Source organism: Actinomadura rupiterrae (genome assembly GCF_024172125.1).
Lineage (GTDB): Bacteria > Actinomycetota > Actinomycetes > Streptosporangiales > Streptosporangiaceae > Spirillospora > Spirillospora rupiterrae.
This window is the reverse complement of sequence record NZ_JAMZEA010000020.1, coordinates 1-22,223: the sequence shown is the minus strand read 5'-3', so window position 1 is coordinate 22,223 and position 22,223 is coordinate 1. Positions and strand designations below refer to the sequence as shown.

The window sequence follows — 22,223 nt, the reverse complement described above, 5'->3', positions numbered from 1 at the left end:
GGGGGCGGCGGGACGGGGCGGGCCGGGGTCATTTGATCTTCGAGTGGTGCTCGGCCTTGTCGTAGTTGTCGGCCATCTCGTCGATGCCGCCCTTGATGTCGTGCAGGGCCTTGCCGAGGTCGCCGAACGACTTGAGCATGTTCGTCGAGGGGGTCTCGTAGTTCTGCGCGAACTGCTGCCCGGTCTTGTCGTTGCCCCAGCACTTGCCCTCGGCCGAGAGCTTGCTGTTGAGCCGGGTGAAGATGTCCTTCAGGTGGTCAGCGCCCGTGTCGAAACCGGTGCCCGCCTTCCGCAGGGCCTTGGTGTCGACTTCCACATATCCGCCGTCGCTCATTTACCCAGCAATCCGTAGTGCTCGCGAATGGAGTCCATGTCGAACTTCTCGGGCAGCAGCTTGCCCAGGTCGAGGATGCCGCCGCCGGGCGAGCCCTTGGGGGCGATGTCCTCCATCGCCTGCCGGGTCTGCTCGGCGACCTGCTCGGACGCGGCGTTCGACGCCTCCAGGACCGCGGCGGACAGCTCGGCCGAGGCCAGCTTCCGGTAGACGCGGGGGTCGAGCTCCAGCTCGGTCATCCGGCCCTGCCGGTCCACCGTGACCCGGACCATCCCGTCGGCCGCCTCGGCGGACGCCTCGATCGTCGCGAGCCGTTCCTGGAGCCCCTTGAGCTTGTCCCGCTGCTCGCGGTACTGGCCCAGAAGCTCGTCGATGTGCGCCTGCCACTCAGCGCGCATGCCGCTCCCTCCCCATCGTCGGTCCCGACGACGTTACATGGGCACTTGCCGGACTTCGACCTTATGTGTAGCTAGTTCTTCCAGATCAGGACGTTCTGCACCTCGACGCCGAGCTCCGCCGCCGTCAGGCTCACCGGGCCCGCCGCGCCGCCCGCGGCGCCGCCGCGCGCGTAGTACGACTGGGCGAACACGACGCTCGAACCCTGCGAGTACGTCCGCGTCCAGCGCTCCGGGTCGCCGCGCAGCACCGGGATGCCGCTGCTCTTCGCCGGGCCCAGCAGCCGGGGCTCGGCGTGCAGGTCGATCGAGCGGACGACGGCCCGCGCGTCCACCGCGGACTCGAACTTCGCGATCGACAGCACGGTCACGATCGTCCGGGACGAGTTGAGGTACACGCCGGACGCCATCCGGGTCGTGCAGGGGTGCGTCCGCAGCGTCGAGAGCATCTGCGTGTTCGCGCGCAGCACGCACGACTCGTAGCGGGTGCCCTCCTGGGTGAAGGTGTTGCCCTTCGCCGTCCGGATCGACCGGGTGAGGATGCTCCACGGGTCGGCCGACCCGCCACCGCCGCCGCCCGCGGGCGGCGTGCTCCCCGACGAGGGCGGCGTATAGGACGGTGCGCTCGTCACCGGCGGCGGCAGGACCGCCACATGCCGCTTCGGCTTCTTGTCGCCGCCCGACAGCAGCACGAACGCGCCGACACCGCCGACGATCACGACCAGCGCCACGACGCCGAGGATGATGGCCAGCGCCGCACCGCCGCCGCCGCTCCGGGGCGGACCCGGAGGCGGGAAGCCCGGCGGGCCGGGCGGTGCCATCGGCCCTCCCGGCGGTGCCATCGGGCCGCCGGGCGGTCCCTGCGGGAACGGCTGCGGCCCGCCCATGGCCTGGTTCGGTGGGAATCCCGGCTGGCCAGCAGGGGGCTGACCGGGCCACTGAGGGTTCAATGCGCACTCCGGACGAGGGGTTGGTGATCACCGTGGGCCTGGCGGGGTCCGGCAAGACTAACGGCAGATCTGCGGGCTGTTCGTCCAGTTTTCGACGGACGGGAGGCGAAATCGGTGCCGTCCGAATTCGATCTCTTCCGGTTTCGGACGGACGCGCCCGACCGCCCGTGCCGGGCCCCGCGCCCGCCGGACCTCCTCCGGGACGCCTTCCGCGACCCCTCCGGGACGTCCCGGGACGGGCGGGAGAGCCGGGAAGGCGGGATCTCCGGGCCCACGCGCGGTGCGTTGGGCGACACGAGTCTCGTAGGCTTGCCGATCGAGGGAAGGGAGGCAGGTGACCGACTCCAACTGGCAGCTGGCCGTATTGCGCGACCTCGGCGCGACCCAGCGGGGCTTCGCCGACACCGCACCTGCCGAACCCCGCCCCGCCGCAGCTCAGGCCCCCGATCCCGGCGACATCGCCGGGACGGCCCAGGTCGCCGCGCGCTCCCCGGAGCCCGACCCGGCGACCGGCACCGGCGGCTTCCCCGGCCTCCCCGCCTCCGGCACTCCCGCCGCGCCCGGCCTCCCCACCTCCGGCACGTCCGGCCTTCCCGCCTCCGGCCCGCCCGGCGCGCCCGCGTCCGGTGCGCCCGGTGCGCCCGGCCTCCCCGCCTCCGGCGCGCCCGGTGCGCCCGGCGCGCCCGTGTCCGGTATGCCCGGCGGGTCTGGGACGTCCGCGTCCAGCGGGTCTGGGACGTCCGCGTCCAGCGGGTCTGGGACTTCCGCGTCCGGCGGGTCTGGGACTTCCGCGTCCGGCACACCTGGCCTGTCCTCCTCCGGGGCCGGTGCGCCTGGCCTGCCTGCCTCCGGTCCCGCCGCCGGGTCCGGCGCTTCTGGTCTGCCCTCGTCTGATCCCGCCGCTGCGTCCGGCGCGTCCGGGACGTCCGGCGCGGCCGGGGCCGGTGCGGGCCCCAATGCCGCGCCCGTCCCCAACGCCGGGGGTGCGTCTGGGGCTCCGGGGTCTGAGTCTTCGGCGTCCGGCGCGGGTGGGAGTGGCGAGTTCCCGACGGGGAGCCACCAGCAGCCTGCTCCGCACGCCGATGCGCCCGTGGCCGGGCCCGCTGCCGCCGATCTTGGGACGGCCACCGGACCGGGCAACGACGCGCCCTGGGGCGCGCCGCCGAGTCCGGACCAGCCGTCCACCGGAGAAGGCTTCCCCGGCGTTCAGGACGCGCAGGCCGCAGCGGGCGGTGCGCCGACCGGCGAAAGCAGCCCGTGGGGAGCGCCTGCGGCGTCCGGCTCGTCCGATGGCGACAAGACCGGGGGCCAGCCGGGTGGCGCCTGGGGTGCGCCCGCCGACGCCGGCCAGGCGGCTTCCGGTGACCAGGGGACCGGCACCGGCGCTTGGGGCACGCCCGGTCCGTCCTCCGGCGGCGACCAGAACCCGCAGGGCGAGACGCCTTGGGGCGCGCCGCCCGCCAACGCAGGACCTTCGCAGGACGGCTTCCCCGGCGTCGCGGCCCAGCAGAACGCGCAGCCGCCCGCCGCCGACGGCGGATGGGGACAGCCCCCGGCCAATCAGGACCCGTCCGCGTTCCCCGGCGCTCAAGGCCCCGACGCGGGCCGCCAGGATGGCGCGCCCGGCCAGCAAGGCCCAGGACAGCAGGGGACGGGGCAGCCCGAGCCGCTGCTGCACTCCGACTTCGCGTGGGAGGCGGCGATCAACCCCGTCCTCGGCGGGGTCGAGCAGCAGCAGGACGAGGCGCAGCAGCAGGCCGCCCCGCCGCAGCCGCAGCAGCCCGCGCCGAACCCGCAGCAGCAGGCCCAGCAGGCCGCGGCCGGCGGCCCGCACCCGGCGGACGAGCTGGTCCGCAAGAACGTGCACGGCGACAAGCTCGGCCGCCGGCTCGGCCGCGGCGTGCGGAAGGCGGTCGGCGGCGGGTCCGCGATGACCGCGCAGCAGCAGGCCGCGTTCGCCGACCTGATGGCGCGTCCGGTGCCGAGCTTCCGGCAGATCGCGATCGCCAGCGTCCGCGGCGGCGCGGGCAAGACCACGATGGCCGCGCTGCTCGCCAGCGAGCTGGCCCGCCACCGCCAGGACCGGGTCGTCGCGATCGACGCGGACGCCGAGCTGGGGTCGCTGCCGCTGCGGCTCGGGCTCGTCCCGCAGCTGTCGCTGACCGACCTGGCGCAGGCGAGCCCGTCCACTTTCGACGAGGTGTCGCGGTTCCTGTCCCGGACGTCCGAGGGGCTGTGGGTGCTGTCGTCCACCCGCGGCGGCCGGATGTCGCAGGAGTTCTCGATCCAGACGTTCCAGCGGGCGCTCAGCTCGGTGAGCCGGTTCGTCAGCGCGGCCGTGGTGGACTGCGGCGCGGGCATCCTGACCGAGGTCAACCAGGGGATCATCGCGCAGACGCACGCGCTGGTGCTGGTCACGCCCGGCACCGTGGACGGCGCGCTGAGCGCGCGCGGGGCGCTGGAGTGGTTCGCCAACAACGGAAGGCAGCACGTGTTCCAGCGCGCCGTGGTGGCCATGGTGTCGCACGCCCCGCAGATCAACGCCGACCTCGGCCGGGCGCAGGAGATGCTCACCGCCTGGGGCCTGCCGGTCGTGCACGTCCCCTACGACCGCCAGGTGGCGACCGGCGCGGCGCTCGACCTGGACAAGATCGGCGGCGCCACCCGGCAGGCCGCCACCAAGATCGTCTACCAGGCGTTCGCGCGCTCGCTCGGCCTGCCGGGGGTGCAGGGATGAGCCTGGACCTGGTGGCCCTCGCGCGCCGGCGGCCGGACGTGTTCGCCGTCGCGGACGGCCTGGCCGCGATGGGCGAGCCCATCCACATCCGCGGCGGCGAGAACGAGCCGCCCACCCGCCTGTTCGACGCCGCCGGGCGCCTGCTGGTCTCGATCGAGGAGCCGGTCGAGGTGACCGTCGCCAGCGAGATCGCGCGGCTGCTCGGCGCCGAGTTCGCCGCCCGCGTCGGCGCGCCGGTCTGGTGGGTGGACGTCCGCGCCGTCGCCGACATCCCCGAGGCCGCCCGCGTCGCGCGCCGCTTCTCCGACGCGCTCGTCCACTGGGTCGGCGGCACCGTCTATCCGGACGGCGAGTCCGACGCTCCCGCGCGAAGCTGGCGCGCCGACCCGGCCGCCGCCGGCGACCCGTCCGTGATCGGCGGCCCCGGACCGTCCTGACCCGGTGTCGCCGGGCGGTGTGATCTATGTCGCGTTCCGGCATGAGCCGGTGCGACGCGGGTAATTGCCGCGCGGGGTCGGATGTGGAACGAGGGCCGTCGCGGGAGGCCTCCCGCGACGGCCCTCGGTATTCGCGCCCTCGCCCCCGGTCTGCGCCTTCGCCTCGGTCTGCGCCTTCGCCCCCGGTCTGTGCCCTTGCCCTCGGGTTCGCGCCGCACCTCGGTTTGCGCCCACCTCGGTTTGCGCCCACCTCGGGTTGCGCCCACCTCGGCTTCGCCCGTGACGACCGGGGCCGTTCAGGGGCGGTTCAGGGACGTGCGGAGCTTGGCGAGGATCTCGTCGGCCGTCCGCAGGTCCTGCGGTTCACGCCGTCCATTCAAGATCGCGAGAGCCCGCGCACGAAGGCCCTTTCACGCCACCTTGACGCCGCTACGGACGGTTTTCGCGCGGCTTTGACGCCGGTCGGCGCGGATCCGCGCCGCCGCCTTGGCGGGTCAGGAGGCTTGGGGGTTCTGGAGGTGTTGGAGGAGGCGGCGGTGGCGCTGCCAGCCCTCGGGGGAGCGGCCGTCGCCCAGCGGGAACAGGGTCATCGGCGCGCGCGGCGGGCCGACCTGCTGGCCGGGGATGCCCTGCGGGGCGGGGACGGCCCCGGCGACGGCGAGCGCGACGGGCGCGGCGGTGCCGGTCCAGCGCGGCTCGGTGGTGAGGTCGGCGCGTCCCGGGGTGAGCTGGACCAGCAGGGACGCGACGGGCCGGTCGGCCGCGATCGCGCCGACGAGCTGCGGCAGGTGGGCCAGGGGCGGCGGATCCTGCGGGGCGTAGCCGACGGTGACCGTGGTCGCCTCGTTCACGGCGCCGCCGCCCGCCGCGGTGAAGGCGCAGACCGCCTGCGCGGGGCGCGGGCCGTCCCCGGCGACGACGACGCGCGCCGACTCCCGGTTGCGGACGTGCTCGGTGAACCGGTCCGGACGCCACGGTTCGGCGACCGGCTCGGCCGTGCCCCAGCCCAGCGGTGACTTGCCGGTGAGCAGCTGCAGCATGCGCTCGACGGTGCCGCCGACCTCGCCGTCCGCGGCGCCGTGCCGGACCCGGTAGGTCAGGCCGAGCTGCGCCCCCACCGGACCGGACGGCCGGGAGGTGAAACCGGGCGCGTAGTCGCGCGCGTCCGGGACGGGTTCGAAGGACGCGCCGGTCCAGCGCATCGGACGTCCGGTGAGGCCCTCGTAGTAGGCCTCGCCGTCGCGGATCACCCACTGCGGGCCCGATCCGGCCGCGCCGACGCGCAGCGGCAGCGTGATCCGGGACCCGGGAGGCGTGACGAGCTGCACGGCGCGGCCGGACCCGGCGCAGTCGGCGAGCGCGTCGACCAGCCATGCCGACAGGGGGACCACGGGCCGGTCCTGAAGGACGATCATGGCCCGTTCGGTCAGTGCGTCCACGGTGCTCATCGTTGCCGAAGTCTATTCCCGTCGGGATGCCGCTCCGTGCGGCGGACGCCGTCATACCAGCGTGGCGGGACGAATTTCGCGCGATTCGGGGGACGGAAGTCAGAGATGTGCTGAAATGTCCGCGATGCCGGAGGACGAGCGCGCCCGCAGGGCCCAACCCCCGCCCCGGGCCGTGCCCCCCGCACGCCCCGGCCGCCCTGCCATGCCCTCCAGCACCCCCACGCCCCCCGCACGTCCTGCGCATGTGGTGGGGGAGCGGGGTGGGGCTCATGCGTTGCCGCCGGCTCGGATGTCCTCCCGGTCGGTCTTCGAGAACGAGCCGGGGGACGGGGACGGGCCGCGGCGGACGGGGCGGGCCTGGCGGGTGCTGGGTGTGCTGTCGATCGTGATGTCGGTCGTCCTGGTCGCCGGGAGCATCGCGGCGTACGCGCTGTGGCGGCGGATCGACGGGCAGATCGGGCGCGAGAACGTGACCGGGCAGCTGCCCGCGAACCGCCCGCCGAAGCTGAACAACGCGATGAACATCCTGCTCATCGGGTCGGACTCGCGGGCGGGCGCGAACGCGCGGTACGGGACGGAGGTGGCCGGCGAGCGGTCCGACACCACGATCCTGCTGCACCTGTCGCCGGGCGGCGACCAGGCGATCGGGCTCAGCTTCCCGCGCGACTCGATGGTCCGGATCCCGGACTGCAAGCGCAAGAACGGCAACGTGGTGCCGGGCCGGCTGGACATGATCAACTCGGCGTTCGCGCAGGGCGGGTCGGCCTGCACTTGGGCCACCATCGAGTCGCTGACCAAGATCCACATCGACCACTTCGTGAAGGTGGACTTCACCGGGTTCAAGCGGGTCGTGGACGCGCTCGGCGGCGTGGAGATCTGCGTGCCGCGCCGGATCGACGACCCGAAGGCCGAGCTGCACCTGCGCCGCGGCCGCCAGATCGTGCACGGCGACCAGGCGCTCGGCTACGTCCGCACCCGGTACGTCCTCGGGGACGGCTCGGACCTCGGCCGGATCCGCCGCCAGCAGCAGTTCATGGCGTCGGTGGTGAAGAAGGCGACCGACAAGGGCATGCTCAAGGACCCCGGCCGGGTCTACGGCTTCCTCTCCGCGGTGGCGAAGTCGATCAAGGTGGACGACCAGTTCACCATGCAGGTCATGCGGAAGCTCGCCACCGGCCTGCAGGGGATGAGCGCGGGCAAGGTGCGGTTCGTGACCGTCCCGGTCGAGGCGTACCCGGCGGACAAGAACCGCGTCCAGTTCAACCAGGCGCAGGCCGAGCCGCTGTTCGAGGCGATCCGCCACGACAACGCGCCGCCCGCGCCCGCCCCTCCGCCGCCGGGCCAGGGCCCGAAGGGCGCGCAGGGCCCGCAGGGGCGGCCGGTAAAGGCCAAGCCCGTCCCGCCCGCGCAGGTCAAGGTGACCGTTCTGAACGCGACGTCCGAGCAGGGCCTGGCCGGACGCGTCGGGGACCAGCTCAAAGGCCGCGGATTCCAGGTGGTCAAGGTCGGCGGTAAGAAGGCCGGCGCGCATCCGAAGACCGAAATCCTTTTCGGGCCGGGCGCCGACCGCCAGGCCGCCGCGCTGGCCGCGGCCCTGCCCGGCCATCCGCCGCGAGCCTTCCCCGCCGGCACGCCCGGCATGGTCTACCTGGTCATCGGCACGGACGGCGCCGACGTAGGCCCCGGTGCCCGCCGCCCGCTCCCGAAGGTCGCCGGTGAGATCCGCGCCGACCGCGACGTCTGCGCCCCCCAGCGCTGAGCCCGGACGGCGACTTCGGAGGGACACAAATCCCAAGACCAGCCGGAATGACGGAATGGGGGTATCTTGTCCGCGCGCCCCTTTCCTCACTCCCGTCACGAGAGTCATGTCCAACGAGCCCTTTTGTTTGCTGATGACCGTGTATGGAGGCGATCACCCGGAGTACCTCCGGGACGCCTTCCGCAGCGCGGTGCACGACCAGGTCCTCCGGCCCGACCAGGTCGTCCTCGTCCGGGACGGACCCGTTTCGCATGAACTCGAACTGTGCCTGAAGGAACTCGTGGCGACCAGCCCGGTGGAGGTCACCTTCCTCCGGACGGAAACCAACCGCGGCCTCGGCCCGGCCCTCGACCTCGGCCTCTCCGCCTGCCGCCACGACATCGTCGCCAGGATGGACGCCGACGACGTCGCGGTGCCGCACCGGTTCGCCGTGCAGGTGCCGATCGTCCGGGACGGCGCCGACCTCTGCGGAGCGGGCCTGCTGGAGTTCGCGACCTCCGTGGACGACCTGGTCGGCCTGCGCACCCCGCCGAGCGACCCGAAGGACATCGCCCGCTACTCGCGCCTCCACGACCCCTTCAACCACCCGACCGTGGTCTACCGGCGGCGCGCCGTGGACGCGGCCGGCGGTTACGGCGACCTGCCGCTGATGGAGGACTACTGGCTGTTCGTCCGCATGATCGCGGGTGGCGCCCGGGTCGTGAACGTGCCCGAGCCCCTCGTCTACTACCGCGTCGGGGACGGAGCCTACGAGCGCCGAGGCGGCCGTGACCTGCTGCGGTCGGAGATCAGGCTGCAACGGGAGATGCTGCGCGGTGGCCACCTCTCGCGGACGCAGTACGTCCGCAACCTGGTGATCCGCGGCGGCTACCGGCTCGTCCCGACGGTGGTCCGCCGTCCGGTGTACCGGATGGTGGTGGCCCCTTACGGCGCGCGCAGGAACCGCGCTCGCGACGACCAGGGGCCAGCGCCGCACGATTCGAAGCCGCACGATTCGAAGCCGCAGGATTCAGCGCTGCAGGACTGACCGCCACGGAATCAACGCGGCAGGTCTCAGAGCGACGGGACTGAGCGCCCATGACGGGGGCGGCTGACCGATACCGGTCAGCCGCCCCTGCTGTCAGGCCCAAGATCCTCGTCAGCCGACCGGGCGGCTCCACAGCAGCGGCTGCTCCGCCTTCTGCGTCACGCTGGACCCGACGCCCAGGACCGAGTCGTCCAGCACGGTCAGCCCGTCCACCTCCTGGTCACCGGTGCCGCGCAGCGCCGACGGCGCGGTGGCGAGCTTCCAGTCGGCGCCCGTCGCAGACGTCCAGACGATCACGTCGCGGGTTCCGGCGCGGCCGGTGATTCCGGTCGCGACGAAACCCTTCGGAGTGGCGGTGAGGGCGGTCAGCTGGAAGTCACGCGCCCCCTGCGGCAGCGGCGGACGGCTTTCCCGCCAGGACTTGCCGCCGTCGGATGAGACGTAGCCGACGGGCGCGGGCCCGGTCGAGCCGACGCCGGTGCCGAGGGCGACCAGACTGGAGTCGCGTGCAGCGACGCTGGTCAGCGAGCCGTCGGCCAGGCCCGACGGGACCGGGAGCCGCTGGAGCGTCCACTGCGTGCCGTCCGGGGAGGTCCACACACCGGGACGGGCCGCAGGCCCCTGGCCGATTTTCGGGTCGCGGACGCCGCCGACCGCGACGAAGCCGTTCGGTGTCGAAGCCGCGTCCCGGAGCCAGCGGTTGGAGTTGGGGCGGGCGATCAGCCCGTCGTCGCCGGTGCTGCGCCCACGCTGCCAGCTCTTCAGGTCCGGGGAAAACCAGACGGCACCGGACAGGCCGTCCTCACCGACGATCACGTAGCCCTTCGGCCCTGCCGCGGCGCTGTAGGTCGCGAGTGCGGTGTTGCGCGCCGGCTGGAACGGTGCGGCCGAGTCGGCGGCCTGCCAGGCATTCCCGTCGGCCGAGGTGAGGACGAGCGGGCGGCGCGGCGAGTTCTGGTCCGAGCCGACGGCCAGCCAGCCGGCCTTCCCCGACACCACGGACTGGAGCCGCTGGGGGCCCGATCTCGTCGGCACGCCCTTGGCCTTCGCCCAGGTCCTCCCGTCCGAGCCGGTCCACACTGCGGCGTCTCCGCCCGCGCTGCCGACGGCGACCACCTTTCCGGCGGACGCGTCGACGGCGGCGACCGATCGGTCGGGACGGACGAGTCCGGGGACGCGCGCCGGGTCGGCGGGCAGCCGGGTTCCCGAGCCGTCCCATGCGGCGAGCAACGCGGCGGGGCCACCGTGCGCGTCCTGGCCGACCAGGACCGGCTGGTCACTGCTCAGCGCGAAGCCGTTCGCCGAACGGCCGTCGGGCGTGTCCAGCGTGCCGCCGTCCTGCCAGGTCCTGCCGTCCGCACTGCGCGAGACCAGCAGGTCGCGGCCGCGCGCGACCAGGGCTGCGAAGCCCTTGTCCGAGCCCGCGATCCGCGTTGTGAAGCGGTACCCGGGAGTCTGGAGCACGCCCGCCTTCGTCCAGGAGCCGCCGTCCTTGGAGAGGAACGCCTGCGCGTAGGTCTTGCCGCCGTCGGTGACTTCCCGCAAGGCGACGAACCCGGTCGGGCCGCCGCCGACCACCAGGCCGCGCGTACCCTTCGGAACGGGGACGACGGACTCGGTCCAGCTCTTCCCGCCGTTGGTGGACCGCCAGATCTTGCGCCCTGCGTGCTTGGCGTCGACCGTGTGGATGCCTTCCAGGAGCAGTGTCGAGCCGGAGGCCGCCGCGTCGTAGAGCGAGACCGTGCCCTTGCGGATGGGAAGCCCCAGATGTCCGCCGGAGTGCTCCTCCCACCGGCTCCCGTCGGCGGACGTCCACACCGCTGGGACGCTGTCACGGAAGTCGCCTCGCGCGGATGTCTCGCCGACCGCGACGAAGCCCGAGTCCGTTGAGATCAGCCGCTTGACGTGGGACTTCGCCCCGAACTGGTTGCCGGCGGGATCGGGTTGGCGGCGCCATTCGCGGCCTTCGGCGCTCGTCCAGACCGTTCCGCCGCCGGGGCGGGTGCCGATGGCCACCCAGCCGCGTGAGGAGCCCGCGATCAGGTTCGGCATCTCGCCCGGGCCGGGCTCGTCGCCGTCGGTGTCGTGGACGGCCGCCGGTGCGAAGGTGCGGCCGGAGTCCGTGGACACCAGGAACCAGCCACGGCTGTCCTCGCCGCCGACCGCCACGACGGTCGTGCCCACGGCGTCCACTCCGGTGAGGCGACGGGCGCGGCCGTCCTGGGCGGACAACTGTCCGGCCGGGAAGACCTTGTCCCCGACCGTCACGCTCTCGCCGGCGCCGTCCTTCCCGTCGCCGGTCAGCAGGAAGAACCCTCCGCCCGCCGCGATCACGACGACGACGAGGCCCGCGAGACCGATGAACAGCGGCTTCTTGACGCCGCGCTTGGCTCCCTTGGTGCTCTTGCCCCCGGCGCGCCACGGCTCGTCGATGACCGGCGGAGGCGCGACCGGTTGCACACCCGCACCGATAGGAGGCGTGGTTCCGGGGATCTGCTGCGCGTAGGGGAAGCCGGACGGCTGGTCGGCGATCGTGTGGTCGGTGATCGTCCGATTGGCGGCATCGGGCTGCGGACCGCGCGCCAGGCCGCCCTGGGGGATCTGCTGTGCGTACGGGAACGGCTCTGGGGCCTGCGGCTTGTTGTCCGGGATCTCCTGGGCGTAAGGGAAGGGGTCGGAGGACCGTCGTGTCTCCGGGATTTGCTGCGCATAGGGGAACGGTTCGGGAGCCGAGGGCGTGGGGGTGTCCGGGATCTGCTGCGCGTAGGGGAAGGGGTCTACGGGCTTCGGTGGCTCGGGGATCTGCTGCGCGTACGGGAACGGCTCCGGAGCCGGAGGACCCTGCGGAGGTGACACCGGGTGCGGCCCCGACTCCTGCGGGCCGGGCAGGTCGTCCGGGAGGAGGGATTCGGGCTGGTCGTCGGCCGCGAGCCAGTTCGGAGGCGGCAGTGCGGCACCTTCGCCGTCGGGCTGCGCCGCGCGCTCGCCGTTCGGGTCCCCGGCCGGGGGCGTGGGTGGGGTCACACTCATCTCCAGGTCCGCACGAAACCAGCCGGCTCCGGCCGGTCAGACTGGATCATATCCGGACGCCTTACTGCGAAGACGTCAGTCGCCGCGCTGCTGGCGGCTCATCCATTGCAGCAGATCGGGTGTCAGGCGCTGGAACGTCCGTAGGTTGTGGCCGCCGTCCTTCGGGAACAGCGTGGTGAGCCGGAGCGGCGGCTTCGCCAACGCCGCGTACCGCTGGGCCTGGTCGAAGTCGGGGCCCTGCTCCGTCTGCGCGAGCAGCACCGCGACCGGCGGCGGGGGCATGTGCTCAAGCCTCCAGATGAGGTCGTTCTCATCGCGAACCTGCTTGCTACCGCCATACAGGTCCCCGGTCGTCGGGTCCTGCACCGACCGCAGGTATCCCCCCAGCGAGGCCGCCGCGCCGAACCGGTCCGAGTGCCGCGCGGCGAGCTTGACCGCGCAGTAGCCGCCGGTGGACTGCCCGATGACGCCCCAGCCGTGGGGGCCGGTGGCCGTCCGGTAGGTGGCGGCCACCGCCTGCGGGACGTCCTGCGAGAAGTACGTCTCGACCTGCGGTCCGGCAGGGATGTCGGTGCATTCCGTATCGCGCGGCGGCACGACCGTCGCCTTCATGATCACGTAAATGGTCGGCTGGACCGTGCCGGACCGCATGGCGGCGCTCGCGTCGCGCAGCAGCCCCTGCCGCTTGATGATGCCGCGCGGGTCGCCGGGGTACCCGGCGAGAACGAGCGAGACCGGGAAGCGGCGGGCCTTGGCCTTCGGGTCGAAGTACTGCGGCGGTAGGTAGACGAAGGCATGCGCCTGGATTCCCGTGCGGACGCCCTGGACCGTGACATCCTCCAGTTGGCCGTCCACCGTGCCCGGACGCAGGCCGGACCCCGCGCCGAGCGGGGACACCTTGCGCGCGAGCGGTCGGAACGCCATCGGTCCGGCCGTGTTCGCGCCGTGGAACTGGCCGGTGCCGTTGGTCGTGCCGAACAAGTCCGACCAGCTCACGAAGAACAGGAAGTTCGCGTTGATCCCGGCCGCCACGGCGAGCAGCAGGGCGACCTGGCTGGCGGTCACGAGCCCGAGTCGCATGGCGAGCGGCGCGGGACCGCGCCCCGCCGCGCGGGGGAGCAGCCAGACGGCGAGCCCGGTCACCCCCACGGCCGCAATGATCAGCAGAGCGATCAGCCAGCCGCTTGTCGGTCCCACACCGTCTCCGTCCGTTCCACGGGGTCCCATTCGCCACACCAGGGCAGATTGGCTAGTTTGCCGTAGATTGTCATGCGGAGCCTCAACGATCCCCCCGCGCCGGTCCGGCGGATCACCGACCGTCCACTCGCCGTCCTGGCCCTGGGCGCGCTGATCAGCGCCCTGGTGGCGGCGCTCGGACTGGCCTTCTCGGCGGGGGACGGCAAGTCCGAACCGCCCCGCCGCACCCGTGCGACGAGCGCCCCGACGGCGTCCCCGGCGCCACCCGGCCCGCCGACCAAGCCGCTGATCGCTTCGAACTTCCCCGATCCATCGGTGATCAAGGCGGCGGACGGCTACTACGCCTTCGCCACCAACGACGGCGGGCGCAACGTGCCGATCGCGAAGGCCCCGTCCGCGACCGGTCCCTGGACGCGCGCAGGCACCGACGCGCTGCCCGCACTGCCCGCCTGGGCGGCGAGCGGCCGGACCTGGGCTCCGGACGTGTCGGCCCGCTCCGACGGCTCCTACCTGCTCTACTTCACGGCCCAGCAGCGATCGTCAGGCAATCAGTGCCTCGGCGTGGCGATCGCGAGCGCCATCTCGGGCCCCTACACCCCGGCGAGTGACAATCCTCTCGTCTGCCGCGCCGGTCGCGACACCATCGACCCAGCCGCCTTCGTCGATGCCGACGGATCCCGGTACCTGCTCTACAAGCAGGAGGGCGCCGTGCGCGACCCCGGTGGCCTCTGGGTGCAGCGGCTCACCGCGGACGGCCTGTCCGGGGCCGGAGCGGCCGTCCGGGTGCTGACCAAGAGCACGGCCGAGCCGGAACTCGTCGAAGCGCCCGCCCTCGTCCGGCAGGACGGCAAGTATGTCCTCTTCTATGCGGCGGGTGTGTTCCACAGCAGCGAATACCAGACCCGGTATGCTATCTCGTCGTCCATCACGGGTCCGTACACGCGCGGGAGCCGCGCCCTGCTGACCACCACCGGCTACCGGGGCCAGATCACGGGACCGGGCGGAGCGGACGTGGTCCACGACGGCGCCAACTCGCACCTGGTCTTCCACGGAATCCTCCGGGCCCCTGGGGCCGACCCGCTCGTTCGCGGCATGTACATGGCCGACCTCGGCTGGGCGAACGGAACCCCGGTCGTCCGTGGCAGCCCCGTCCGGTACGAGGCGGAATCCGGTCGTCTTACCGGGCTGCAGACGAAGCGGAAGGTGTCCGGAGCGTCGAACGGCGCCACTGTGGGCACTCTCGACAACCCCAACAAGTTCGTCGAACTGGACGTCTACGCACCGACCGCGGGCGAGTACCAGGCACGCGCGGACTATGCGAACCGCGCCAGAGGCCCCGCCGCCCTGACCGTCCTGGTCAACGGAGCGGCTCCCGTGCCCCTCGCGCTGGCCGCCGACCCGGCGCACCGCTTCCATGACGCCACGGCCACCGTCATCCTGCGGACGGGCTGGAACGTCCTGCGCGTGACCGGCTCCCAGGGAGCGAGCGACCTCGACTGGCTGGAGATCTCCTGACCCTCGCCTGGAGACCGGCCCCCGCTTCGCCTACGAGGCGGACTTGGCCTTCTTGTCCGCCTGCCAGAGGGAGCCGGCTTCGGCGACGTCCCCGTCGTAGATCTTCCGGCCCCGGCGGAGCATGACACCGCGATGGCAGAGATCGACGAGCATCGGGATGTCGTGAGCGACGATGAGCATGGTCCGGCCCTCGTCCCGCAGTTCGCGGATGCGGGCTATGCACTTCTCCCGGAACGGCGGGTCGCCGACCGCCAGCACCTCGTCGATGAGGAAGATGTCGGGCTCGGTGTGGGCGGCGATCGAGAAGGCCAACCGCATGAACATGCCGGACGAGTAGAACTTGACCTCGGTGTCGAGGAAGCGCTCCACGCCGGAGAACTCGACGATGGTGTCGAACTTGCGCTTGATCTCGGCCTCGGACATGCCGAGGATGGCGCCGTTCAGGAACACGTTCTCGCGGCCGGTCAGCTCGGGATGCAGACCCGCGCCCACGTCGAGGAGTCCCGCGACCCGGCCCCGCACCCGGACGGTCCCGGCATCGGGCGACATCACGCCCGAGATCAGCTTGAGCAGGGTCGACTTCCCGGAACCGTTCAGCCCCATGAGGGCGACGGTTTCGCCCTGGGTGACCGTCAGGCTCACGTGGTGGAGGGCGTCGAAGCTCTCGGAGAGCGCCTGGCGCCGCGCCAGCCGGACGGTGATGTCCTTGATCGAGCGGGCGTGGCGGAGCGTGAACCGCTTGCTCACGTCCTCCACGACGACGGCGGGCGGACCGCCCGGGACGCGCTTGCCCTCGGAGAGATCGGTGGGGGCCGTCATCTCACATCTCCTGGGCGAAGCGCCGCTGGAGGCGAGCGAAGACCGCCTCGCCGATGAAGAAGAACATCAAGGCGCAGCCCAGCGCCGAGACCGTCCGGGCCGTCAGCGCGGGCGGCGGGGGGATGCGGCCGTCGCTCAGCGGCCCCCAGAAGCCGTGGTGGAACAGCTCCACGGCCGAAACGAGCGGGTTGAGCTGCCAGATCTGGAGCAACCAGCGCGGCGCGTGGTCGCGGACGTGGGTCCACGGGTAGACCATGGGGACCGTCCACGAGATCGTGAGCATCACGATGTCCACGACTTGCTCGACATCGTGGAAGAACACCGTCGCCGCGGCGCAGAGCAGGCCGAGGCCGAGCGCGAACAGCACCACGATCAGCAGGCCGACCGCCGCCCCCGCCACCCCGGTGAGGGTCGGCCGCCATCCGTAGCTGAGCGCGCCCGCGACGAGGATCGCCAGGGCGGGCAGGAAGTGGACGAGCGACACCAGCAGCGATGCGGACGGGAACAGCTCGCGCGGCAGGTACACCTTCCGTACGAGCGGCGCGTTGTGCAGTACGGACCGGGTCGCGGACTGGAGCGTCTCGGTGAAGAGCGTCACCAGGACCAGCCCGGAGAACAGGTAGATCGGGAAATCCTTGATGACCTTGTCCATGCCCATGAACACGCCGACGACGAAGTAGAAGACGGCGAAGTTCACGGCGGGCCGCACGTAGGACCAGCCGAGCCCGAGCAGGGATCCCTTGTAGCGGGCCTTCAGCTCTCGTCGCAGCAGCAGCTTCAGCAGGTAGCGATGATGCACCACCTCCATCAGGCCGCCACGGCCGGCGGGGCTGCGCAGTTCGGGGTCCGCGGCCGTCCTCACCGTGCGCCCGTGCCTCGGCGATCCGAGCTGGACGGCGGGCGCACGGCCGGTACTCGCGGGACCCGCGTTCTGCGAGGCCGTCGTCATGACCGCTCGCGGACTTCCTCAGCGGCGAAGGTCGTGCGCCAGCTTTCCGGGGACGTGAGCTGAGGCTGCGCGGCCTTGTAAGCGGCGACGAGCTTGGGCCACTCCTGGTACAACCGCGTGTGCAAGGCCGTGGTGCGCTTCAGGATCGACCGGTACCGGGCGGGGTCCCGGCGGTACCAGGCGGTGCCGGTGCCGTCGGCCGCGGAGACGAGCGCGCTGTCGAAGCGCGACAGCCGCCACCAGTGCAGGTCGATGTGCGGAACCACGGTCTGCGGGTGCTCGGCGGCGTCCGGACGCAGCGGACGCAGGTGACGCAGACCGCTGGTCAGCGCGGTCTGGAACATGTCACGACGGCTGGACGGCGACGCCGCCTCGCGGCCCCGCCGTGGCGGACGCCGTCGGACGGCCGGGAACTCCTCGGGGTCCGGCCGGAAGGTCGCGTCGGGGAACCGCTTCCGCAGTTCGCGGATCTCGCCGAGCTTGGTCGGCAGCGTGTCGTGCATGTGCCCGGGGCCGGCGAGGACGTCCTCGATCGCCGACAGCATCAGCTCCGCGGCCGAGTACTGCATGGACAGGGCGTGCTTGACCGAGACGAAGAGGCTCTCCTTGAGGAGGTTCCCGCCACGGTCGTAGGGGGAGTGTAGTAGCGCCGAGACCAGGCGGTTCCGCTCGTGGTAGTACGCCTGCCAGTCGACGGTGTCGTCCTTGTCGTGCCACGGGACATGCCAGACGGCCACGCCGGGCATGGAGACGGTCGGGAAACCCGCTGCGCGGGCGCGGATGCCGAACTCGGCGTCGTCCCACTTGATGAACATCGGCATCGCGAGTCCGATCTCGCGGATCACCGAGGTCGGGATCAGGCACATCCACCAGCCGTTGTAGTCCACATCGATGCGCCGGTGCAGCCAGGCCGTCTCGCGCATCCGGTGGTACCCGAAGTCATGGCCGTGGAAGGTGTGCGGCGCGGGACCCCAGAACCATCGGTAGGGCGCGAGCGTCTCGCCGTAGGCGTGCAGGACGGACCGGTCGTAGAGGCTGAACATGTGACCGCCCACGATCGTGGGACGGCGGGTCAGATCGGCGAAGGCCACCGCGCGCAGGATGCTCTCCGGCTCGGTGACGACGTCGTCGTCCAGCAGCAGGACGTAGTCGGACGACCCCGCCCGCACGGTCTCGTCCATCGCCCGGGCGAAGCCGCCGGAGCCGCCGAGGTTCGCCTGCTCGATGACCCGCAGGCGGCCGTCCAGCGCCTTGGCGGCGTCGGTGAACCCGGAGTGGTCCTCGACGCGCTGCGTGCCCTGGTCGATCACCAGGATCTCGTCCAGGCCCTCCAGCAGTTCCGGGGCCTCGGCCAGGGCGGCGAGCTGCTTCACGCAGAAGTCGGGCCGGTTGAACGTGGTGATTCCGATGGTCGTCCGGCCGCGCGGGCGGTCCGTGGCGTCCACGCACCATTCCGCGCCTTCCAGGACGGCCGGACGCTCCCCGGCGGCTAGCTCCAGCCAGTACCAGCCGCCGTCCACGAACGGCTTCAGCGGCAGCGTGAACTCATGCTCGGCGACCTCGGCCGACTGCTCGCGCCGCACCTCCAGGCGCTGCGCATGCCCCTTGGAGTTGGAGCGGTAGACCAGGATCGCCGCGTCGCCGCGGACGCGGACGCGGAGGACGACCTCCTCCACGTCGGTCCAGCGCCGCCAGTACGCGGCGGGGAAGGCGTTGAAGTAGGTGAGGAAGGACACACGCCGACCGGCGGGGACGACCACGCGGCGCCGGTCGGTCTCCTCCTCGCGGTCCGCGCCGTCCCAGTGCGCGCCGTACTCGGTGTCCTCGGCACGGGACGCCTGGAGCGCCGACAGGTCCCGGAGGTCTCCCTCCAGGTAGAGGCGTCGGATGTCCTGGTCGTCGTCCATGGGCATGACGACGCGGTGCACCACCCGCAGGCCGGGTGTCGTCTCGGCGGTCATCGGTCCGTTCCTCCGGCGGTGAGCGGCGCGCCCTCGGTGAAGTGCGGGCGGAGCCGGTTGTCGAACATACTCAGCGCGCTTGCGATGGCCATGTGCATGTCGAGGTACTGGTAGGTCCCCAGCCGTCCGCCGAACAGAACGGAACGTTGTTCCGTCTCGCGCGCGGCGAGCGCCCGGTAGCGCAGCAGACGGTCGCGGTCCGCCGGGGTGTTGATCGGGTAGTACGGCTCGTCGCCGCGGTCGGCGAAGCGAGAGTACTCCCGCATGATGACCGTCCGGTCCGTCGGATAGTGAGTCCGCTCTGGGTGGAAGTGGCGGAACTCATGCACGCGCGTGTAGGGGACGTCCTCGTCGGCGTAGTTCATCACCGCCGTGCCCTGGTGGTCACCGGTCGGCCGGACCTCCATCTCGAAGTCCAGGGTGCGCCAACCGAGGTCGCCCTCCGCGTAGTCGAAATAGCGGTCGAGCGGGCCTGTGTAGACGACGGGCACTCGCCCAAGGACGTCGTCGCGGAGCGAGAAGAAGTCGGTGCCGAGCCTGACCTCGATCTTCGGGTGGTCGGCCATCCGCTCCAGCCAGGCCGTGTAGCCGTCAACCGGAAGCCCCTCGTAGCTGTCGTTGAAGTACCGGTCGTCGAAGGTGTACCGGACGGGCAGCCGGGTGATGATCTCCGCCGGCAGCTCGCGCGGGTCGGTCTGCCACTGCTTGGCTGTGTACCCCCGGATGAACGCCTCGTACAGGGGCCGCCCGATCAGGGAGACGGCCTTGTCCTCCAGGTTCGCGACCTCGGTGACCTCTGCGGCCTGCTCGGCGACCAGGGCACGTGCCTCGTCGGGGGTGAAGGCCCGTCCGAAGTACGCGCAGATCGTGCCGAGGCTGATCGGCATCGGGTAGACCTTGCCCTTGTAGGTCGTCAGCACCCGGTGCCGGTAGCCGGTGAAGGCCGTGAACCGGTTGGCGTACTCCCACACCCGCTCGTTGGACGTGTGGAAGAGGTGCGCTCCGTAGCGGTGGATCTCGATGCCTGTCTCCGGCTCGGGCTCGCTGTAGGCGTTCCCGCCGAGATGGTCGCGGCGCTCGACGACCAGGACGCGAAGTCCGAGCTCGGCCGCGCAACGTTCGGCAACGGTCAGGCCGAAGAAGCCCGAACCAACGACGATGAGATCAAAGTTCACGTGAGAGAACCCCGGCTGTGTGGAGGCGTGGACTTCTGGGGTGAAGTGGGACGTTCGATGTGATTGCGTCGATAAGATACCCGCCATGCGGCCCGTGGTCTTCCTCCATGTGGGTGCGCCCAAGAGCGGGACGACCTACCTCCAGAACGTTCTCTGGGAGAACCGCGGCGCACTCGCCGAGCAGGGCGTGCTGTATCCGGGAAGCGACCCGGCAGCGCACGTCCGTGCCGCCTTTGACCTGCGTGGCGCGTTCTTCGACGGTGATCGCGATCCTCATGTCACGGGGGCCTGGGGCCGGTTGGTGGACGAGGTCCGCGCCTGGGACGGCGGCGTTTCGATCATTTCCCAGGAACTGCTCGGCGCGGCTTTTCCAGATCATGTTCAGCGAGCTTTCAGTGATCTGTCCTTCGCCGATATCCACCTGGTGTGCACCGCCCGTGATCTTGCCCGTCAGATCCCGGCGCACTGGCAGGAGGACGTCAAGAACCGGATGACGCTGACCTTCGCGGAATACCTCGCCGGTCTTGAGGAGCCGCATGTGCCTCGCGGCCCGGACTGGCAGTGGATCCGGGAGTTCTGGCGCACTCAGGACCTCCCGGAGATGCTGCTCCGGTGGGGCGCGGGCACGCTGGTGCCGGCGTCCCAGGTGCATGTGGTGACGGTTCCGCCGCCCGGAGCGGACAGGGACCTGCTTTTCCGCCGGTACTGCGAGGCGGTCGGAATCGACGCCGACGGCTGCGACACGTCCGGGGTGTTCGGGAATCCGTCGCTCGGCCTGGCGGAGACCGCCTTCCTGCGCCGCCTGAACGAGGTGACCAGGGACGAGATTTCCTGGGCCGTTCACGATGACTTCATCAAGCATCAGCTCGCGCAGGACATGCTCGTCCGCCGTCCGGAAACGACCCGGATCAGGATGCCCGGCCGTTTCCTCTCCTGGGCCAGGGAGCGGTCGGAAGCGATGGCCGGTGAACTTCGGGAAGCGGGATACCGGGTGGCGGGTGACCTCGCCGACCTCGCCTCCACGGCCTCGGGGGAAGGCGTCGCCGATCCCGACGCCGCACCCCCCGAACAGGTTCTCGACGCCGCGTTGGAGTCACTGTCCGAGCTGTTGCGCACCTTGCGGGACCGACAGGACGCGGGCACCGAGACCGTCGAACTCGCTTCACTGCGCACCGACGTGGCCCGGATGCACAGCGACGCCGCGCACCTGCTCGCGGTCGCGACCCCGATGTCGGCGGTCGCCATGGCACCGGCCAAATGGGTCGTACGAGGGCTGAGTGAACGGCACGCCCCCGTCATGCGCGCGCGGGTGGCTTACTGGCACTACGTCGAGCGCCGCCGCGACGGCCGCGAACAGGAGAGGTGACGGCTTCCTCGATGGGGACGAACAAGAAGGTCTTCCTGCATGTCGGCGCACCGTTGCTGGGCGCGGACGCCGCGCAGGAGGCACTGTGGCATGCCGCCGACCGCCTGGCGCGGGGCGGGATCGGTTTCCCGCTGCACGGACCCGGTGACATGTTCGCGGCGACCATGGACCTGCGGGAGATGTCCTGGGGCGGACGACGCGACCCCGCCTGGATCGGGATGTGGGACAAGATCGCGACCCGCGCCGGCGAGTGGACCGGTGACCGGGTACTGCTGTCGCACGAGTTGCTCGCCGGGGCCACGGCGGAGCAGGCTCGCCGCGCCGTGGCCTCCTTCGGCGACGCCGAGGTCCACGTCGTGTTCACCGCGCGTGATCTCGCCCGGCAGCTCGCGGCGGATTGGTCGGAGCACATCCGGCACCAGCACACCGTGACCTTCGACCGGTTCGTGGATGACCTGGTCGAGCTGGGCATCGACGCGCCCGAGCCGTTCGGGCCGATGTTCTGGGGGCTGCACGACCCGGTGCGCGCCCTGCGCGCCTGGGCGACGGCGGTTCCCGCGGCGCGGGTGCACGTGGTCACCGCCCCGCACGGCGCGGACGGCCGTCCCGAACTGTGGCGCCGGTTCATGCGGCTGACCGGCATCGAAGCGGACTGGTGCGACCTGGCCGCGCTCCCGGAGGAGGGCGATCTCGGACGGACCGAGGCCGAACTGATCCGGCTCGTGAACGAACGGCTGCGCGGAGTGCTCGGCGACGCCTACGAACGGCTCGTCCGGCGGCATGTGGCGGGCGAGATCCTGCACGGGCGGCCGGGCGCTCGCGAGATCGTCGTCCCGGAACGGCATCGCACCTGGATCACTGAACGGTCCCGGATACTGGTGGCCGACCTGGAGGCCGCGGGCTACGAGGTGCTCGGAGACCTCGCGGACCTGCTTCCCGATCTTCCGCCCGCCGACGCCGGACCAGACGACGGCGCGCCGTCCGCCGACGCCCTGACCGACGCTGCGCTCGTGGTGATCGAAGCGGTCTTGCGGGACCTCGCGCGCGTGGAGGAGCGCCGGCAGATCGGGGATCTGAGCGTCGAACTGGGCAAGGTCCGCGACCAGCTCTCGGAGCTGGCCGCG

At 71.9% G+C, this 22,223-nt stretch carries 17 protein-coding genes; 7 read left to right on the top strand and 10 right to left on the bottom strand.

The window, feature by feature from the left end; genetic code table 11:
• Positions 1-28 precede the first annotated feature (28 nt).
• The 3 genes from FHU30_RS44355 to FHU30_RS44345 all read right to left on the bottom strand — a co-directional run bounded on the left by FHU30_RS44355 (position 29) and on the right by FHU30_RS44345 (position 1,550).
• A complete protein-coding gene (locus tag FHU30_RS44355; protein WP_253883743.1) occupies positions 29-334 on the bottom strand; it encodes a WXG100 family type VII secretion target in 306 nt (101 codons plus the stop codon).
• Positions 331-732 (bottom strand): YbaB/EbfC family nucleoid-associated protein, encoded by a 402-nt coding sequence (locus FHU30_RS44350; RefSeq protein WP_253883742.1) that lies wholly within the window; start codon positions 730-732, stop codon positions 331-333. Before FHU30_RS44350 ends, FHU30_RS44355 begins: the two co-directional genes overlap by 4 nt.
• A 71-nt stretch (positions 733-803) precedes the next feature.
• Positions 804-1,550 carry a flagellar basal body-associated FliL family protein gene (locus FHU30_RS44345; RefSeq protein ID WP_253883741.1) on the bottom strand — a complete coding sequence of 249 codons (747 nt, stop codon included), beginning with the start codon at positions 1,548-1,550 and terminating at the stop codon, positions 804-806.
• Positions 1,551-2,013: 463 nt separating this feature from the next.
• On the opposite strand from FHU30_RS44345, the gene FHU30_RS47525 reads away from it, so the two are divergent.
• On the top strand, positions 2,014-4,416 hold the full coding sequence (locus FHU30_RS47525; protein WP_253883740.1) for a nucleotide-binding protein: 2,403 nt from the start codon (positions 2,014-2,016) through the stop codon (positions 4,414-4,416).
• A complete protein-coding gene (locus tag FHU30_RS44335; RefSeq protein ID WP_253883739.1) occupies positions 4,413-4,853 on the top strand; it encodes a hypothetical protein in 441 nt (146 codons plus the stop codon). The genes FHU30_RS47525 and FHU30_RS44335 overlap by 4 nt, the downstream gene beginning before the upstream one ends.
• 494 nt (positions 4,854-5,347) lie before the next feature.
• On the opposite strand, the gene FHU30_RS44330 is transcribed toward FHU30_RS44335, so the two are convergent.
• Positions 5,348-6,301 (bottom strand): DUF6177 family protein, encoded by a 954-nt coding sequence (locus FHU30_RS44330; protein WP_253883738.1) that lies wholly within the window; start codon positions 6,299-6,301, stop codon positions 5,348-5,350.
• Positions 6,302-6,590: 289 nt separating this feature from the next.
• Between FHU30_RS44330 and FHU30_RS44325 the strand changes: the two genes are divergently transcribed.
• Both FHU30_RS44325 and FHU30_RS44320 read left to right on the top strand, forming a co-directional pair.
• A complete protein-coding gene (locus FHU30_RS44325) occupies positions 6,591-8,060 on the top strand; it encodes an LCP family protein (RefSeq protein ID WP_253883737.1) in 1,470 nt (489 codons plus the stop codon).
• Between the two features lie 133 nt (positions 8,061-8,193).
• On the top strand, positions 8,194-9,087 hold the full coding sequence (locus tag FHU30_RS44320) for a glycosyltransferase (RefSeq protein WP_253883736.1): 894 nt from the start codon (positions 8,194-8,196) through the stop codon (positions 9,085-9,087).
• Between the two features lie 111 nt (positions 9,088-9,198).
• Here the strand turns inward: FHU30_RS44320 and FHU30_RS44315 are convergent, their stop codons facing one another.
• Complete coding sequence (locus tag FHU30_RS44315) at positions 9,199-12,111, bottom strand: beta propeller repeat protein (RefSeq protein WP_253883735.1); 2,913 nt, start codon at positions 12,109-12,111, stop codon at positions 9,199-9,201.
• A gap of 81 nt (positions 12,112-12,192) precedes the next feature.
• A complete protein-coding gene (locus tag FHU30_RS44310) occupies positions 12,193-13,314 on the bottom strand; it encodes an alpha/beta hydrolase (protein ID WP_253883734.1) in 1,122 nt (373 codons plus the stop codon).
• Between the two features lie 72 nt (positions 13,315-13,386).
• Between FHU30_RS44310 and FHU30_RS44305 the strand changes: the two genes are divergently transcribed.
• Entirely contained in the window at positions 13,387-14,829 is a 1,443-nt protein-coding gene (locus FHU30_RS44305) for a family 43 glycosylhydrolase (protein WP_253883733.1), read from the top strand.
• A 30-nt stretch (positions 14,830-14,859) separates the two neighbouring features.
• Here FHU30_RS44305 and FHU30_RS44300 read toward each other — a convergent pair whose 3' ends face one another.
• The 4 genes from FHU30_RS44300 to glf form a co-directional block, all read right to left on the bottom strand.
• Entirely contained in the window at positions 14,860-15,648 is a 789-nt protein-coding gene (locus tag FHU30_RS44300) for an ABC transporter ATP-binding protein (RefSeq protein WP_253883732.1), read from the bottom strand.
• Between the two features lies 1 nt (position 15,649).
• Entirely contained in the window at positions 15,650-16,510 is an 861-nt protein-coding gene (locus FHU30_RS44295) for an ABC transporter permease (RefSeq protein ID WP_253883731.1), read from the bottom strand.
• A gap of 83 nt (positions 16,511-16,593) precedes the next feature.
• On the bottom strand, positions 16,594-18,558 hold the full coding sequence (locus FHU30_RS44290; RefSeq protein ID WP_253883730.1) for a glycosyltransferase: 1,965 nt from the start codon (positions 18,556-18,558) through the stop codon (positions 16,594-16,596).
• Positions 18,555-19,733 (bottom strand): UDP-galactopyranose mutase, encoded by a 1,179-nt coding sequence (gene glf, locus FHU30_RS44285; RefSeq protein ID WP_253883729.1) that lies wholly within the window; start codon positions 19,731-19,733, stop codon positions 18,555-18,557. Before glf ends, FHU30_RS44290 begins: the two co-directional genes overlap by 4 nt.
• Positions 19,734-19,818: 85 nt before the next feature.
• On the opposite strand from glf, the gene FHU30_RS44280 reads away from it, so the two are divergent.
• Positions 19,819-21,099: a hypothetical protein gene (locus FHU30_RS44280; protein WP_253883728.1), complete on the top strand. Its 1,281-nt coding sequence runs from the start codon at positions 19,819-19,821 to the stop codon at positions 21,097-21,099.
• Positions 21,096-22,223, top strand: a 1,128-nt coding sequence (locus FHU30_RS44275; RefSeq protein WP_253883727.1) for a hypothetical protein, incomplete at its 3' end; no start/stop codon positions are given. The genes FHU30_RS44280 and FHU30_RS44275, both read left to right, overlap by 4 nt.

What these genes read in the sequence shown, in the direction of transcription:
- FHU30_RS44325 (WP_253883737.1), top strand. Translation starts at nt 6,591, where the DNA reads ATGTCCTCCCGGTCGGTCTTCGAGAACGAGCCGGGGGACGGGGACGGG.
- FHU30_RS44290 (WP_253883730.1), bottom strand. Translation starts at nt 18,558, where the DNA reads ATGACCGCCGAGACGACACCCGGCCTGCGGGTGGTGCACCGCGTCGTC.
- FHU30_RS44355 (WP_253883743.1), bottom strand. Translation starts at nt 334, where the DNA reads ATGAGCGACGGCGGATATGTGGAAGTCGACACCAAGGCCCTGCGGAAG.
- FHU30_RS44280 (WP_253883728.1), top strand. Translation starts at nt 19,819, where the DNA reads ATGCGGCCCGTGGTCTTCCTCCATGTGGGTGCGCCCAAGAGCGGGACG.
- FHU30_RS44345 (WP_253883741.1), bottom strand. Translation starts at nt 1,550, where the DNA reads ATGGCACCGCCCGGCCCGCCGGGCTTCCCGCCTCCGGGTCCGCCCCGG.
- FHU30_RS44320 (WP_253883736.1), top strand. Translation starts at nt 8,194, where the DNA reads ATGACCGTGTATGGAGGCGATCACCCGGAGTACCTCCGGGACGCCTTC.
- FHU30_RS44300 (WP_253883732.1), bottom strand. Translation starts at nt 15,648, where the DNA reads ATGACGGCCCCCACCGATCTCTCCGAGGGCAAGCGCGTCCCGGGCGGT.
- FHU30_RS44335 (WP_253883739.1), top strand. Translation starts at nt 4,413, where the DNA reads ATGAGCCTGGACCTGGTGGCCCTCGCGCGCCGGCGGCCGGACGTGTTC.
- FHU30_RS44330 (WP_253883738.1), bottom strand. Translation starts at nt 6,301, where the DNA reads ATGAGCACCGTGGACGCACTGACCGAACGGGCCATGATCGTCCTTCAG.
- FHU30_RS44305 (WP_253883733.1), top strand. Translation starts at nt 13,387, where the DNA reads ATGCGGAGCCTCAACGATCCCCCCGCGCCGGTCCGGCGGATCACCGAC.
- FHU30_RS44350 (WP_253883742.1), bottom strand. Translation starts at nt 732, where the DNA reads ATGCGCGCTGAGTGGCAGGCGCACATCGACGAGCTTCTGGGCCAGTAC.